A 13,584-nucleotide genomic window follows, 5' to 3' on the forward strand; every position below is an offset into this window, starting at 1 on the left:
TTCCTCGATCAGGGTACGATGACGGACAATTGCTCTCGCATGAGGGTCGCACCCGGCAAGTCGATGCCGAGTTCCCGTGCGAGATTGAGGCTGTTCTCCAGATCCTTGGCGTAGATCGGGATGGCATGAGGCGCCATTTTGATCTCGCCCCACGTCTCCGCGATGAAGCTGCGCGCCAGTCCGCCGGTGATGATCTCCTTCGCCATCTCCGGCGCTAGTCCGGCCGCGACGCCAAGCCGCATGCCTTCGGCCATCGCCAGTATGTTGCCGATGATCGTAACCTGATGCGCGAGCTTGCCGATCGTCGCGGTGCCCGTGCGGCCGGTCTTGAGGATCGTCCGGCCGGAAAGCCGGAAAAGCGGCTCGCACAGTTCCAGAACGTCGTCGTCCCCGCCAACCATGAACGACATGGTGCGTTGTTCGGCGCCGCGCGCGCCTCCGCTGACGGGTGCGTCGACCAGCCGGGAACCAGCGGCCTGCGCTGCACCGATCAGCAACGCTATCGTTTCGGCGCTGACGGTGCTGTGATTTACCACCACGATGCCGGTGCGTCCGTGCGCGAACACCCCGTCCGGCCCGCCGACCACGGCCTCAACCTGCGCATCGGTTGCGACGCAGACGAATACGATATCGCTCGCTCCCGCCACTTCGGCGACGGAGCCGGCGACCAAGCCGCCGGCGTCGCGTAGCGCGGCGAGCGGCGCTTCCGCGACATCGAAACCGTGCAGTTCGTGGCCTGCGTCAAGCAGATTGAGCGCGAGCGGCAGACCTTGAACGCCGAGTCCTACGAAACCAAGGCGCATATCAAGCCCCAACCGGCACTGGATAGACACGTTCGCTTCGCACGGCAGCACACCGCTCCGGCTCGACCGGCGACGCAAACGATCGATGCGTCATCGTTCTCATGCTTTCCTCTCCAACCGATCTTTTCTGCCGACGAGCATCGCCAAACCCGGCTGGCGGCGGAAATCGTTTGTCAGGATATGAGGAATCGCGCGGACAGATCGTTGCGCGACCGGCATTGCGGCGCGCGGGGGAGAAGCGGGGTGCTGGCCACTCCGGACATTCCGTATATGATCGCTCGAAAAGCGGCGGCACCGCCGCTGTCTCACAGGAGAAGATGACACTCAATGCATCTGCAAGGCCTTGATCTCAACCTGCTCATCGCGCTCGACGCTCTGCTGACCGAACGCAACGTCACTCGCGCGGCCGAACGCATCCACATCTCGCAATCGGGCATGAGCGGCGCGTTACTCAAGCTGCGCCAGCACTTTTCCGATCCGTTGCTGGAACGCATCGGACGCCACATGGAACTCACACCAAGAGGCCGCGAGCTCGCCGGACCAGTGAAGAACATCCTGTTGCAGGTTCGCGAACTCAGTGCTCCGGCGAGCGAGTTCGATCCCACCACAGTCCGGCGCGTGTTCCGCATTTCCGCGACGAGCTATTGCTGCGAGTTACTCGCCACGCCGCTGATCCTGCACCTGCGCTCGGTCGCGCCGGCGATCAGCGTCCATTTCGAAGAGCTGGGCGCCCGTACGCTCGACCGGATCGTCGAGGGGCAGATCGACTTTGCGATCACCATTTCAGCCAGGCTGATCGACCACCTCGGAACGCAGAACGAGGCGCTGGCGTCCAGCATGCTGTTCACGGATAGATTCGTCGTCGCGGTAGCCGCGGATAACGAACAGGCCGGATCGACGATCTCCTTCGATGCGCTATGTGCGATGGGGTATTTGGAAACCCGGTTTGGCGGCGTCATCGAGGGCGTGAGCGAACAGCTCTGGCGTCAGCAGCCCAAACAACCCCATGTCAGCGGCTGGTTACCCAACTTCCAGCTCACCCTGGAGACAGTCGGACGAACCGACATGGCGACCATTCTGCCTTCCTTGCTGATCAACCTGAAGGGGAACATCTACAAGGTTCGCGCAATGCCGGTTCCGTTCGAAATGCCGATCCTGGAGGAAAGGCTGTATTGGCATCGGCGCAACGATGCCGATCCTGGCCATCGTTGGATGGCCAGAACCCTGGAGCATGTCGCCATGGCGCTCGTGGCGGAGGACGTGCGCGACATAGGCTCCTAGCCGTTGGAGACCGCCAGACCCGACGAAGATCGCTCGAACACGATCCCCGTACTGCACGGCGATCAGTTCAATCTTATGGGCGTTTGGGGGTGGCCGGAGTCTTGTCGGGTCGGTACGCGAGCAGGCACTGTCGCATACCCCACTGATCCAGCGCTCGACGCCGATCGCGGAACCGCAAATGCCGGAACGATCACTAAATCAGAAACTGCTGCGAGGCCTCCGATCAACGCGCGTAACTAGGTATGGCGGTCGGGAGGGGCACGATTACATTTGGTTCTCTTTATCCCTGCGACGGCGCCGAGACGCTCGTGATCGGGATCAATCCAGGGGCGGTACCGACATCAAGACAGCAAGGAATGAAATAAGCGTTGCATTATAAGATCTTGCGCTGCGCGATCAATAGGTCGTGTTGCGCAGCGTATAAAGAAAGGCGGCGATGTCGCGTGCGTCGCGTTCGCTCAGTCGCTGGTCGGGCATGGCGTTGCCCGGCACCACCTGCTGCGGATGCCGCAGCCACAGCACCATCTGCTCGGGCTGATTGGCGAGCCGCCCGGCGATCGTCGCGCGACCGGCGATCTCGGCGAGCGACGGCCCGGTCTGCCCCTGCGCGGCACCGACGCCGGGGATGACGTGGCAGGCACCGCACGCATAGCGCCCGATCGCCGCCTTGCCGCGCTCGTAGCTGCCGCCGGTGATCTGTTCGGCCTGGAGCCGCGCATGCGCCACGTCCTGCATGTGCAGCACCGCGATGGAGGCGATCGCGGCCATGGTCGCCATCACCATGAGCGCGGCGACGAGGCGCAGACTAGCCGGCATGCGCGACGCTCCCCGGCATACGGTCGCGCAAAAGGCTGCGCATCAGCAGCAGCGCGGCGGCGGCGTGGACGAGCCCGCCGGGCACCCACATCAGCAATCCAGCGACCTGCTGGTCCTCAGCCGGGGTGAGCCCGAACGGCGCCATGCCGAGCTCGGCATAGCCGCGATACCAGGGGCTCGCTGACAATGCCATCAGCGCGCCGAGCGCACCGGAGATTAGCGAGGTCGCAAACAAGCAGAGGATCGCTACCCCGCGCGCCGCCATGTCGTGGCCGCGCAGCATCGCGGTCCAGAACAGCAGGGCGCTGACAAGGAACGACACATGCTGCGCCGCGTGCCAACCGGCGTCGGCGAGCGCGAGGTCGAACAGCACTGGCATATGCCACAGCCACAGCGCCGCCGCCTGGAGTGCGGTCGCTGGCACCGGCGTGGTCAGCGCCTGCCAGATGCGTTTGACCGGCGCACTCGCCCCTGCCCCGCCCAGCGCACGACGCAGCGGCAGCGGGAACACCCATAGCATCACCGCGAGCGGGCGCGACAGAACCAGCAGCGGCGCGGCGACGAGCATCAGCAATTCGTGCTCGGCCATGTGCATCGCGAACGACCGCTCACCTGCCTCGTGCAGCGGCGACACCAGCGCGCCGGCCAGTACCAGCCAACCGCCGAGGAAACACGCCCCACGCCGCTGCAGCGCCGCCGCTCCGAGCGCGGCGCGCGCGAGCAGCCGCCGCCAGCCCACCGCCGCTGCCGCGCCGCTCAGGAGCAGCGGCGCCGTGATCCACGGATCCCACGTCCAGCCCGGCGGTGCACCCGCCGCAAGATGGTGCGCCGATGCGACAGCCGGGATCGCAAGCGCTATAAGCGCGATGGCGCGCGTGCTTTTCACCGCGCGCAGCCCGGCACGATCAGCGTCGCGAGCGTCTGGTACGTGATCGCCAGCGCGAACACGCCCGCGCCGAGCATCGCGATCCGCGCCAGCCACCGCCGCGCTGCCGGGTTGCGCTCCGCAGCCGCAGCGGCGGCGGGGCGCGCAACCACGGCCGCGACGATGCACAGCGCGACGCTCGCCGCGCCCCACGCCGGCCCGGCCCATGCGCCGATCGCCGCGCAGCCCCCGCGCAGCGACATGCCCGCTCCGTATTCGAACACGATCCATGCGAGCGGCGGCAGTGCCAGCCCCGACCATGCACGCCTCGCCTCGCGCCGCCGCTCGGCTGCGGTCACATCCATCGTGGCACCCAATAGACCAGCACGTAGATCGGCAGCCACGCGAGCACCACGAAGCTCCAGTAATTGGCGTTGTCGTCCACGTCGGCAAACTGATCGTCGCCGACCTCATGGGTGAACAGCCACACCGACAGCACGGCGGTGTCGCCAAGGTCGGTGACGACATGCGTCGTGTGCAGCACCATCAGCATCCACAAGGCCGAGCCATAGGCGTCATGGTCCCAGCGCACGCCGAGATGCTGCAACTCATACCAGCGCATCACCGCCAGCACGATGCCGAGCACCGTCATCAGCGCGGTGCCGAACCGCACCGCGCGCACGTCCTTCGCGCGCACCCGGCCGGCCAGCCACAGATTGGGGATCTCGCTCAGCAGCAGGCTTGCGGTGAAGATGCCGCTCCACAGCAGGCCGGGCAGCGCGTCGCCGGCAGGTGGCCAGTGCGGCGTCTGGGTGGCGAGGTAGAGGTACACGCCGGCGGCCAGCAGGAAGCCGGTGCCCTCGATCAGCATGAAGCCGATATTGCCCCACCAGACGAGGTGGCGCGGGCCGGACGCGCTCTCGGGCAGGCCCGACAGATCGCCCACGCGGCGGGTGGCGCGTTCCAACGTCATTGTCCGCGCGTCCTGAGCGGGCCGGTGGTGGCACGTCCGCGCACCGGCCAGAACCATAGGATCAGGCCGACCGCTATTGGGATCATGCCCCACACGATCGCCCAGGCGGTGAAGATGCTGCCGACGAACATCCCCGACACCGCAATTGCCGCGATCAGCGGCCAGATCGAAGGCGCCGGGCTGTGCTGGCGATAGAGCGGGATCGCGTCCACCACCGAGCTGACGAGCACCTCGCGCGCATGGTCGCTTAAGCCCGTCATCACCGGCAGATCGTCATGGTCCCACAGCGGCGCGATGCCGGTGACGACCGGGGTATGTTCGAAATTGTACGGCGGCGGTGGCGAGGGCGCGGCCCATTCGAGCGTCGGCGCGCCCCATGGGTCCGCCCCCGCCGACGCGCCGCGCCAGTAGCTGAGCAGCGCGTTGGCCACCAGCACCAGCCCGCCCAGCACCGACACCGCCGACCCGAACGTCGCGAGCAGGTTAAGCCCATCCCACCCCATCTCCCGCCCATAGGTATAGACGCGGCGCGGCATGCCCTCGAGGCCGAGGATGTGCATGGGGAAGAAGCCGAGGTTGAACCCGCCGACGATCAGCGCGAACGCGACGACGCCCCACCGCTCCGACATCATCCGCCCGGTCGCCTTGGGATACCAATAGCAGAACGCCCCGAACAACGGGAACATCGCGCCGCCGACCAGCACGTAATGGAAATGCGCGACGATGAAATATGTATCGGTCAGTTGCAGGTCGAGCGGCGCCGAGGCGACCATGATGCCCGACAGTCCGCCGATCACGAAGGTCGCGATGAAGCCGATCACCCACAGCATCGGCGTCGCGAAGCGCGGCCGCCCGCTCCAGATCGTCGCGATCCAGCAGAAGATCTGCATTCCCGCCGGAAGCGCAATCGCCATGCTCGCGGCTGTGTAGAAATCGTTGCCAAGACGCGGCAGCCCGACCGCAAACATGTGATGTACCCATAGCCCGAACGCGAGCACCGAGATCGACATCAGCGACAACACCATAGCGATATGCCCGAACAGCGGCCGCCTTGAGAACGCCTCGACGATCGCCGAGACGAAGCCGACCGCCGGCACGAAGATGATATAGACCTCCGGGTGGCCGAAGAACCAGAACAGATGCTGGAACAGCAGCACGTCGCCACCACCCGCCGGCGTGAAGAACTGCGTCGACACCAGCCGGTCGGCGATCAGCATGCTCGTCACCAGCATCACCGCCGGCAGCGCGAAGATCGTCATCAACGAGGCGATCAGCATCGACCACAGGAAGAACGGCATCCGCGCCAGCGTCATGCCCGGCGGCCGCATCTTGAGGATGGTCGCCGCCATGTTGACCGAGGCGGAGAGCGCCGCAACCTCGGTGAAGGTGATCATCTGCGCCCACACGTCGGCACGGTGCCCCGGCGCATAGCCCGGCCCGGACAGCGGCGGATATTCGAACCAGCCGAGATCGGGCGTGATGCCGAGCGCATGCGGCACCCACAGCATCAGCACCCCGCCGAGATACAGCCAGTAGCTGAACGCGGTCAGCCGCGGAAAGGCGAGATTGCGAGCGCCGAGCATCAGCGGCACCAGCCAGATACCCATCGCTTCCATCACCGGCACCGAGACGAGGAACAACATGGTCGAGCCGTGCAGCGAGAAGCTCTCGTCATAGAGCTGCGGCCCCATCCGCGTGCCGTTCGCGGTGCTGAGCTGCCAGCGCATATCGAGCGCGAGCATGCCGGCGAGGAACAGCATCGCCACCACCGTCACGATGTAGCGCGCGGCGATCCGCTTGTGATCGACGGTGGTGAGGAAGCCCCACCAGCCCGGCCGGTCTGCCCAGGTCTTGTCCAGACGGCTCATTTGAGCGACTCCAGATAGCGTGCCGCTGCATCGGCCTGCGCGCCCGACAGTGCGACTGCCGGCATCAACGTGCCGGGTTTGAGCGCTTGCGGCTGCGCGATCCAGCCCTGCAACGCGCCCCGGCTCATCGGCAGCGTCCCCGCCGCGACCGAGCGCCGCCCGCCGACATGGGTCAGGTCCGGCCCCGCGCGTCCGCGCGCGGCCGTGCCCCGGATGGTGTGGCACGATGCGCACGGTCCGTTCGCCACCACCGCAGCCGCCCCGGCGGGCGGCGGCGCGGGTCTGGCCTGCGCGGTGAGCCAGGCGGCGAATTGCGCCGGCGTGTCGACCTTCACGTCGAACGCCATATGCGCGTGCTGTGCGCCGCAGAACTCCGCGCATTGGCCGCGAAACCAGCCGAGCCGGTGCGGCGTGACGTCGATCGTGTTGGCGCGGCCGGGGATCACGTCCATCTTGCCCGCGACATTGGGCACCCAGAAGCTGTGGATCACATCGACTGAGCCAAGCTCGATCCGCGCGGTGCGTCCGGCGGGCAGATGCAGTTCGTTGGCGGTCTCGATCCAGCCGCCGCCGGCGGGGCCGCGATATTGGATGCGCCACCACCATTGCTGCGCGGTGACGCGCACCACTAATGCCTCGCGCGCGCGTTCGGCGGCGAGTTCGCGCTCGACCACGAAGCTGCCGAGGATGAGGATGGTCAGCCCGACCACGATCCCTCCCGCCCAGACGCCAAGCCCGGTGCCGAGCCGCCGGTCGTCCGGCGCCGTATCGGGCGCGGCGGCGAGCCGGTGTCGCCCGCGCCAGATGGCAGCGGCGAGCAGCGCGAGCACCAGCGCATAGACGATGCCGCATACCCAAAACATCAGCATCAGCAGCCAGTGCTGCCACTCCGCCTGAAGCCCGGCCGGCGCGAGCGGGCTCTGCCGGCCCGCACACGCGGCGAGCGGCACAAGCCCCGCGAACGTCCACGCACACCTCATCGTAGTGCCCCAGTCCAGGAGGCGCCCTGCGGCTCGCCGCGCAAGTCACGATCCTGCCGCTCGCGCCGTGCGGGGTCGATCTGCGGCAGGCTGCGGATGAACCCGGCGATCTGCCACACCTGCTCGGGCGGGATACGCGCACCCGAGGTGTGACCGCGCGCGATTGCCGCATACAGAAAGGGCAGCTTGTGGTTCGCGCCTGCCCCGGTCAGGTCGCCCGTTCCCCCGGTCGCATGGCACCGACCGCACCCGTACCAAGTGAAATAACGGCCGCCCTGCGACACCTGATATGCGTTGTTCTCATAACCGCTCACACGCGGATCGCGCGCGTCGTGCGGCGGCGTCTGCGGCTGATCGGACGCGATCACACGCGCCTCGCGCTCGCATGCGGCGAGCGTGAGCAGCAGCGCGACCGCCGTGATCCTCCTGCCGTTCATGCGTGTGCGGTCGTCATGCGATCTCCTCTGGCAACGGGACTTAGCCAATCACGACGGCGGGCGCGTTGATCCATGATTGTGCGATGAAGCTCGCCAGCGTCTGGCTTTAGAGCAATGCTCTCATAGATCTGGTCGCACCAAACGATTGAAGGTCTCGTACAAGCCGTCGGCACACAATTCGGGACTACTTTAGGACAGGACGCCTCCGAGTTCGATGCATTGCGCTTGGATGATCCGTAGCTCCCGCTTGGGCTGCTGGTCGAGGAAAGACCCGGTTGCGGACGCTCAGAGTGGGTCGGCAGCGTTGCAGTCGGCGGATGCCTGTTCACGCATAGGTCTCTGTGAGTTGGTACTTATCAGGGTCTCTCCGCTCTTCGCCGCCGTCTCAGAAAATCCGACGTTCTGGTTCGACATCCTCGTCAAACACCGCTCCGCCATGACGATCGACGCGGAAGTGACCGAGCAGGCTTGAGCAAACGGCTTGGCTGGGCCGGCACGGACGACTGGCGTGCGCATCAAAGAAGAAGCTGGCGCTGTCAGCATGGTCCAGCCTCACCGCGGCATCTGAGTGGTATTGACGGCCCGAATGATCGATCCGGTGCCGAGCGACGGCAAGTACCTTTAGGCGCGCATCACATTTGTTCGAAGCCGGTGAGGCGATGGCATCCGTGGCGTAGATATACCCGGCCAGGCATAGGCAGAGCAAAAGACTCGAACGCATGGCACCCTCCATACTCCGGCACCCGCGTGTAGGCCGTCGATTGAGCCTTCAATGCAATTCATAGTTGCGAGCCGTCCGACCGGGTGGCGGCCGGCATGACCCAATACCTGCCATTCCTGGCTCCTATTCGCCTCCCCAACTTCCGACATTCATTCAGCTGTGCGTGACCGCCCTGCGTTTCCGCTAAACGGCGAGACCTGGGACAAACCCGCCATTTGCAAAGGCTTTGCCGAACGGCAGCGTCGACCAAGAGTTGTCATTCCGGATCCAGTCTGACCTCGTTGTTGAAAAGCCGCGAGTCCGATCGGTTGCGAGGAGCCGCGTGCAAGAGTGCCAGCTTATCAGGCGCGATGCCCGTTCAATTTGGGAGCAAGATGCGGAGTTTCACGCGCGTTCAGAAGACGTACCTCGGTCCTACGCTAGAGGACAGACCAAATGAGCAATCAGGATAAGCAGGCGGCGATCATTCTTGCGGACCCCCGCTGGGCCCGCATCGTCGACCGTGACAAGACCGCCGACGGCGAGTTCTGGTACACGGTGAACACGACCGGTATCTACTGCCGGCCCTCGTGCGCGTCACGTGGCTGCAATCCCAAGAACGTCACGATCCACGACACGCTTGAGAGCGCGCAGCGCACCGGCTTCAGGCCGTGCAAGCGGTGCAAGCCAGACGGGCCCTCGCCGGATGCCCTCAACGCTCAGATGGTGACAAAGGCCTGCCGTCTTATTGAGGAGAGCGAAATGGCCCCTTCGCTTGGCGAGACCGCCGAGGCGCTCGGACTAAGCCCGGGCTACTTTCACCGCATCTTCAAGGCCCACACCGGCCTCACGCCCAAGGCTTACGCCGACGCGTGCAAGGCGAAGCGCGTCCGAGAGTCGCTGGCGGGCGACGGCAGCGTTACCGAGGCGATCTACGACGCAGGGTACAGCTCGAGTGGCCGCTTCTACGAGGCGTCCAACGCCGTGCTGGGGATGACACCTTCAAACTTCCGGAAGGGTGGCGCAAAGGAGGATATCCGCTTCGCGATCGGGGAGACGAGCCTCGGGTCCATTCTGGTCGCGTCGAGCTCCAAGGGTATCGCCGCCATATTGCTGGGCGATGATCCCGATGCGCTGGCGCGGGACCTTCAGGATCGGTTTCCCAAAGCGGTTCTGATCGGTGCCGACCCTGACTATGAAGCGATCGTCGCCGAGGTCGTGGGCTTTGTCGAAGCACCCAATGTCGGGCTTGACCTTCCGCTCGACGTGCGCGGCACGGCATTCCAGCAGCGGGTGTGGCAGGCGCTGCGCGAGATCCCGGTCGGGCAGACCCTGTCCTACACCCAGGTCGCCGCACGCATCGGCGCGCCGAGCGCGACGCGCGCGGTTGCGGGTGCCTGTGCGGCCAACGCGTTGGCTGTTGCCATCCCCTGCCACCGCGTGGTGCGCAACGATGGCGCACTCTCCGGCTATGCCTGGGGCGTCGAACGCAAGCGCAAGCTTCTCGCCATGGAGACGGCAGCATGAGCGCGACGCGCCTCGAGGGCATCGACTGGGACGCGGCCGCAAGGAACCTCGACCAGCAGGGATTTACGGTCCTGCCCAAGCTGCTGGCCGCGGACGAGTGTGACGCGGTGGCCGGGATGTATGGTGACACGCCTACATTTCGCAGCCACGTCGTCATGGCGCGGCACGGGTTCGGCAAGGGCGAATATCGCTACTTCTCCTATCCGCTGCCCGACATCATTCAGGAGCTGCGCTCCGGGCTCTATCCGGCACTCTCCCCAATCGCGAATGCCTGGCACGCGCGAATGGGAATGGAGGTGAGGTTCCCCGCCAGTCACGAGGCGTTCCTGGAGCGGTGCCACGCCGCCGGTCAACGGCGTCCGACCCCGCTGCTGCTGCAATATGGGCCGGGCGATTACAACTGCCTTCACCAGGATCTCTACGGCGAGCACGTCTTCCCGCTGCAGGTGGCGATCCTGCTGTCGGAGCCTCACGAGGATTTCGCAGGCGGTGAGTTCGTGCTGACCGAGCAGCGGCCGCGCATGCAGTCGCGGCCGGCCGTGGTGCCGCTGACGAAGGGCGACGCCGTGGTGTTTGCCGTAAACAGTCGGCCGCATCGGGGGACCAAGGGCGATTACCGGGTCGCTTTGCGCCACGGAGTGAGCGAGCTGCGGTCCGGGCGCCGGCACACCGTGGGGATCATCTTCCATGATGCCACCTGATCGGATGTTCGCCGGCGACCTGTTCGAGACGAAACGAGAGGCCATGCCGCTGCAGCCGGGCGCGATGCTCCTTGGAGGCTTTGCCGGTCCGGACGCGGATCAACTCCTCGCCGACGTCCGTCACGTCGAGGCGACCAACCCGTTCAGGCGGATGGTCACACCCGGCGGCTGGCCAATGTCGGTCGCGATGACCAACTGCGGCGCCGTCGGTTGGGTGACCGACCGGAGCGGATACCGCTACGATCCGATCGACCCTGCAACCGGCGAGCCGTGGCCGGAGATGCCAGAGTCGTTCCGGACCATGGCGGAGCGGGCAGCGGAGGTCGCCGGCTTCCCGGGCTTTGATCCGGACTCGTGCCTGATGAACCGATACGAACCCGGCTCCCGACTTTCGCTTCACCAGGATCGCAACGAGCGTCACTTCGATGCGCCTATCGTGTCGGTGTCGCTCGGCCTTCCGGCGATGTTCCTGTGGGGTGGCGCAGAACGGAGCGACAAGCCGATGCGCGTGCGCCTGTTCCATGGCGATGTGGTCGTCTGGGGCGGCACGGCCCGGCTGACCTTCCATGGCGTCGACACGTTGCGCGGAGGCAGTAGCGCGGCCGGCGAGCTTCGTTATAACCTGACCTTCAGGACTGCGCGATGAGCTCGGGCGGCGCGATACGAGGCGGTCGCTCGCTTCCTCGAATGTCTGGACCGCCGGTGGGCGACGCTGGTCTGCCGAGTGCTGACGACGCTTTCCGGGTCAGCACCAAGCGCTTGAACCGTCGAGGGACGGGGACGCTCGCCTGCTCAACCCGCCGCCTCGAGCATCTCCTCACGAGCCCGGTCAACGTCTGGCATGCGATAGGTGATCTCCTCGATTTCGGCGAGCCGCGAGGGCACGATCTCGACGTTCGACACGCCGTAGAGCTTCTGAAAGTTCATGATCAACGGCTGCCACTTCGCCGGATCGATCCGATTTTCGTGGCCTTCCATGAGCAGGCTCGGGTGAACGTGCACACGGGTGATCCGCACCTCGAAGGTTGAGATGAGGCCCGCCACGGCAGGATCATCCATCATGATGCCGTGACGCTCCGCAACTACGGCTTCGAGCTGGATCGGGCACTCGAGCACGCGAGGCGCCGTGACCGTCTGCGAGGCGATCGGCGTCACGCCGGCGAGTTCGAACTTCCGCGGTTCGTACGAGTAACCCAGCCGCTGCTTAAACTCCGGAATGTCTTCGGTGCCGGTATAGCGCGCCAGCCTATTCACCGCGTCGGCCTGTCCCACGGTCGTCAGGTTGAGCACGCACTGACCGGTACGAATCATGTTCTGCGGCGTCTGTGACGAGGTCTGCAGGCCGAGAATGGCGCGCCAGCCAAGCCAAAAGGCCGAGGACATGGGCGCGAGATTGGCCGTGCCGTCCTCGTTCAAGGTGCTGATCAGCACGACGGGCGTGCCGAAGTAGAGGATCGAGGGCTCGATCGCGAGATGGGGATCGGACATGTGAGGGCTCCTTTACGTCGTCGACATTCATGGAGCTGGTCGTACGGACACGAACTCCAGTTCTTGCGCTGGAATTGATCAAGGCTGCAAAGTCGGCGTTGAGTCGCGGCCACTCGAGCGCGAGGCGACGCGAAGCGGCCAACTCGCTATTCCGCCACTGCCGCGATCGCGCCCAAAAGCGGAACAGCGGATAAATGGAAGTCTGCAACGCGGTTCCTCGGCCGCTTTTGGGGCGCACCGCGGTCAGACACACTCACGCCCGGGAGACGGCGGCTTTCGGTGTGAGGCGCCGTTCCTGCAACCGCATCATAATGACTCAAGTTGGTCGGCAGGTGCCTCGAGGCATTCCTGCTGATCAGGCGCCAAAGCGTTCTTCGGTCGGCCACTCTGGCCACCGGAGAATGATCATGGAGATGCCTCAAACCGAGCCCACCGCGACAAAGCGCCCAGTCTGGAATGCCGGACGGACCGTCGGCGCGAAGCGCGCGCTGAAACCGAAGCAAATATGGGAGATCCGATTTACCTCAATCAGCGCCGCCGCTTGCGAGATCGAGCGCTGTTCGACCTGGCGATCGACAGCAAACTCCGGGGCTGCGATCTGGTGCAGATGAAGATCCGCGACCTTGTCAGCGGCGGGCAGATCCGAACGCGTGCGATCGTGATGCAACAGAAAACCGGTCGGCCGGTGCAGTTCGAATCGCTTCCAGACGCTCGGACTAGCCTGCTGGCGTGGCTTGAACGGCGGGGCGGCGCAGTGGACGATTATGTCTTTCCCAGCAGGATTGATCATAATGGGCATGTCAGCACCTGCCAGTATGCACGGCTTGTCGATGAATGGGTGACGGGTGTCGGTCTGATGCGAAGCGAGTATGGCACGCACTCGCTTCGTCGAACGAAAGCATCGATCATCTTCAGGGCAACCGGCAATCTGCGCGCTGTCCAGATTCTCCTCGATCATAGCAAGATCGAGAACACAGTGCGCTATCTCGGCATCGACGTGGAAGACGCGCTTGCCCTTGCTGAAAACACGGAAATCTGACCAGATGGCTCCGCGCCTCCGGCGAGGAGCCTCTTCACCGTGCTTTGGGACTTTCTGCCACTCGCATACGCCTTGCCGAACGGCAGCTCTCGTCAAAAGCCATCGT

Annotated in this window: 14 protein-coding genes and 1 pseudogene; 5 read left to right on the forward strand and 10 right to left on the reverse strand. The window is 65.3% G+C overall.

Going from position 1 to position 13,584, the window contains the following annotated elements; all coding sequences use genetic code 11:
• Positions 1-8 precede the first annotated feature (8 nt).
• Positions 9-803, reverse strand: a complete 795-nt coding sequence (locus AC3ANX_RS16855) for an NAD(P)-dependent oxidoreductase (protein ID WP_488334385.1) — start codon at positions 801-803, stop codon at positions 9-11.
• Between the two features lie 327 nt (positions 804-1,130).
• Between AC3ANX_RS16855 and AC3ANX_RS16860 the strand changes: the two genes are divergently transcribed.
• Complete coding sequence (locus AC3ANX_RS16860) at positions 1,131-2,084, forward strand: LysR family transcriptional regulator (protein WP_488334386.1); 954 nt, start codon at positions 1,131-1,133, stop codon at positions 2,082-2,084.
• Between the two features lie 396 nt (positions 2,085-2,480).
• Here the strand turns inward: AC3ANX_RS16860 and AC3ANX_RS16865 are convergent, their stop codons facing one another.
• The 8 genes from AC3ANX_RS16865 to AC3ANX_RS16900 all read right to left on the reverse strand — a co-directional run bounded on the left by AC3ANX_RS16865 (position 2,481) and on the right by AC3ANX_RS16900 (position 8,744).
• Entirely contained in the window at positions 2,481-2,900 is a 420-nt protein-coding gene (locus AC3ANX_RS16865) for a c-type cytochrome (protein WP_488334387.1), read from the reverse strand.
• On the reverse strand, positions 2,890-3,786 hold the full coding sequence (locus tag AC3ANX_RS16870; RefSeq protein WP_488334388.1) for a cytochrome c oxidase assembly protein: 897 nt from the start codon (positions 3,784-3,786) through the stop codon (positions 2,890-2,892). Before AC3ANX_RS16870 ends, AC3ANX_RS16865 begins: the two co-directional genes overlap by 11 nt.
• Entirely contained in the window at positions 3,783-4,130 is a 348-nt protein-coding gene (locus AC3ANX_RS16875; protein ID WP_488334389.1) for a hypothetical protein, read from the reverse strand. Before AC3ANX_RS16875 ends, AC3ANX_RS16870 begins: the two co-directional genes overlap by 4 nt.
• A complete protein-coding gene (locus tag AC3ANX_RS16880) occupies positions 4,121-4,738 on the reverse strand; it encodes a cytochrome c oxidase subunit 3 (protein WP_488334390.1) in 618 nt (205 codons plus the stop codon). Before AC3ANX_RS16880 ends, AC3ANX_RS16875 begins: the two co-directional genes overlap by 10 nt.
• A complete protein-coding gene (locus AC3ANX_RS16885; RefSeq protein WP_488334391.1) occupies positions 4,735-6,606 on the reverse strand; it encodes a cbb3-type cytochrome c oxidase subunit I in 1,872 nt (623 codons plus the stop codon). Before AC3ANX_RS16885 ends, AC3ANX_RS16880 begins: the two co-directional genes overlap by 4 nt.
• Positions 6,603-7,586: a cytochrome c oxidase subunit II gene (locus AC3ANX_RS16890; protein ID WP_488334392.1), complete on the reverse strand. Its 984-nt coding sequence runs from the start codon at positions 7,584-7,586 to the stop codon at positions 6,603-6,605. Before AC3ANX_RS16890 ends, AC3ANX_RS16885 begins: the two co-directional genes overlap by 4 nt.
• Complete coding sequence (locus AC3ANX_RS16895) at positions 7,583-8,023, reverse strand: c-type cytochrome (protein WP_488334393.1); 441 nt, start codon at positions 8,021-8,023, stop codon at positions 7,583-7,585. The genes AC3ANX_RS16890 and AC3ANX_RS16895 overlap by 4 nt, the downstream gene beginning before the upstream one ends.
• A gap of 385 nt (positions 8,024-8,408) precedes the next feature.
• Positions 8,409-8,744 carry a hypothetical protein gene (locus tag AC3ANX_RS16900; RefSeq protein ID WP_488334394.1) on the reverse strand — a complete coding sequence of 112 codons (336 nt, stop codon included), beginning with the start codon at positions 8,742-8,744 and terminating at the stop codon, positions 8,409-8,411.
• 435 nt (positions 8,745-9,179) lie between these two features.
• On the opposite strand from AC3ANX_RS16900, the gene ada reads away from it, so the two are divergent.
• The 3 genes from ada to alkB are packed head-to-tail and all read left to right on the forward strand — an operon-like array spanning position 9,180 to position 11,597.
• On the forward strand, positions 9,180-10,250 hold the full coding sequence (gene ada / locus AC3ANX_RS16905; RefSeq protein WP_488334395.1) for a bifunctional DNA-binding transcriptional regulator/O6-methylguanine-DNA methyltransferase Ada: 1,071 nt from the start codon (positions 9,180-9,182) through the stop codon (positions 10,248-10,250).
• Entirely contained in the window at positions 10,247-10,951 is a 705-nt protein-coding gene (locus tag AC3ANX_RS16910) for a 2OG-Fe(II) oxygenase (protein WP_488334396.1), read from the forward strand. The genes ada and AC3ANX_RS16910 overlap by 4 nt, the downstream gene beginning before the upstream one ends.
• Complete coding sequence (gene alkB, locus AC3ANX_RS16915; RefSeq protein WP_488334397.1) at positions 10,938-11,597, forward strand: DNA oxidative demethylase AlkB; 660 nt, start codon at positions 10,938-10,940, stop codon at positions 11,595-11,597. Before AC3ANX_RS16910 ends, alkB begins: the two co-directional genes overlap by 14 nt.
• A 146-nt stretch (positions 11,598-11,743) precedes the next feature.
• Here the strand turns inward: alkB and AC3ANX_RS16920 are convergent, their stop codons facing one another.
• On the reverse strand, positions 11,744-12,439 hold the full coding sequence (locus tag AC3ANX_RS16920; protein WP_488334398.1) for a flavin reductase family protein: 696 nt from the start codon (positions 12,437-12,439) through the stop codon (positions 11,744-11,746).
• A 407-nt stretch (positions 12,440-12,846) separates the two neighbouring features.
• On the opposite strand from AC3ANX_RS16920, the pseudogene AC3ANX_RS16925 reads away from it, so the two are divergent.
• Positions 12,847-13,478: pseudogene (locus AC3ANX_RS16925) on the forward strand (tyrosine-type recombinase/integrase).
• Positions 13,479-13,584 lie beyond the last annotated feature (106 nt).

Source organism: Sphingomonas sp. BRN-1R (genome assembly GCF_057748035.1).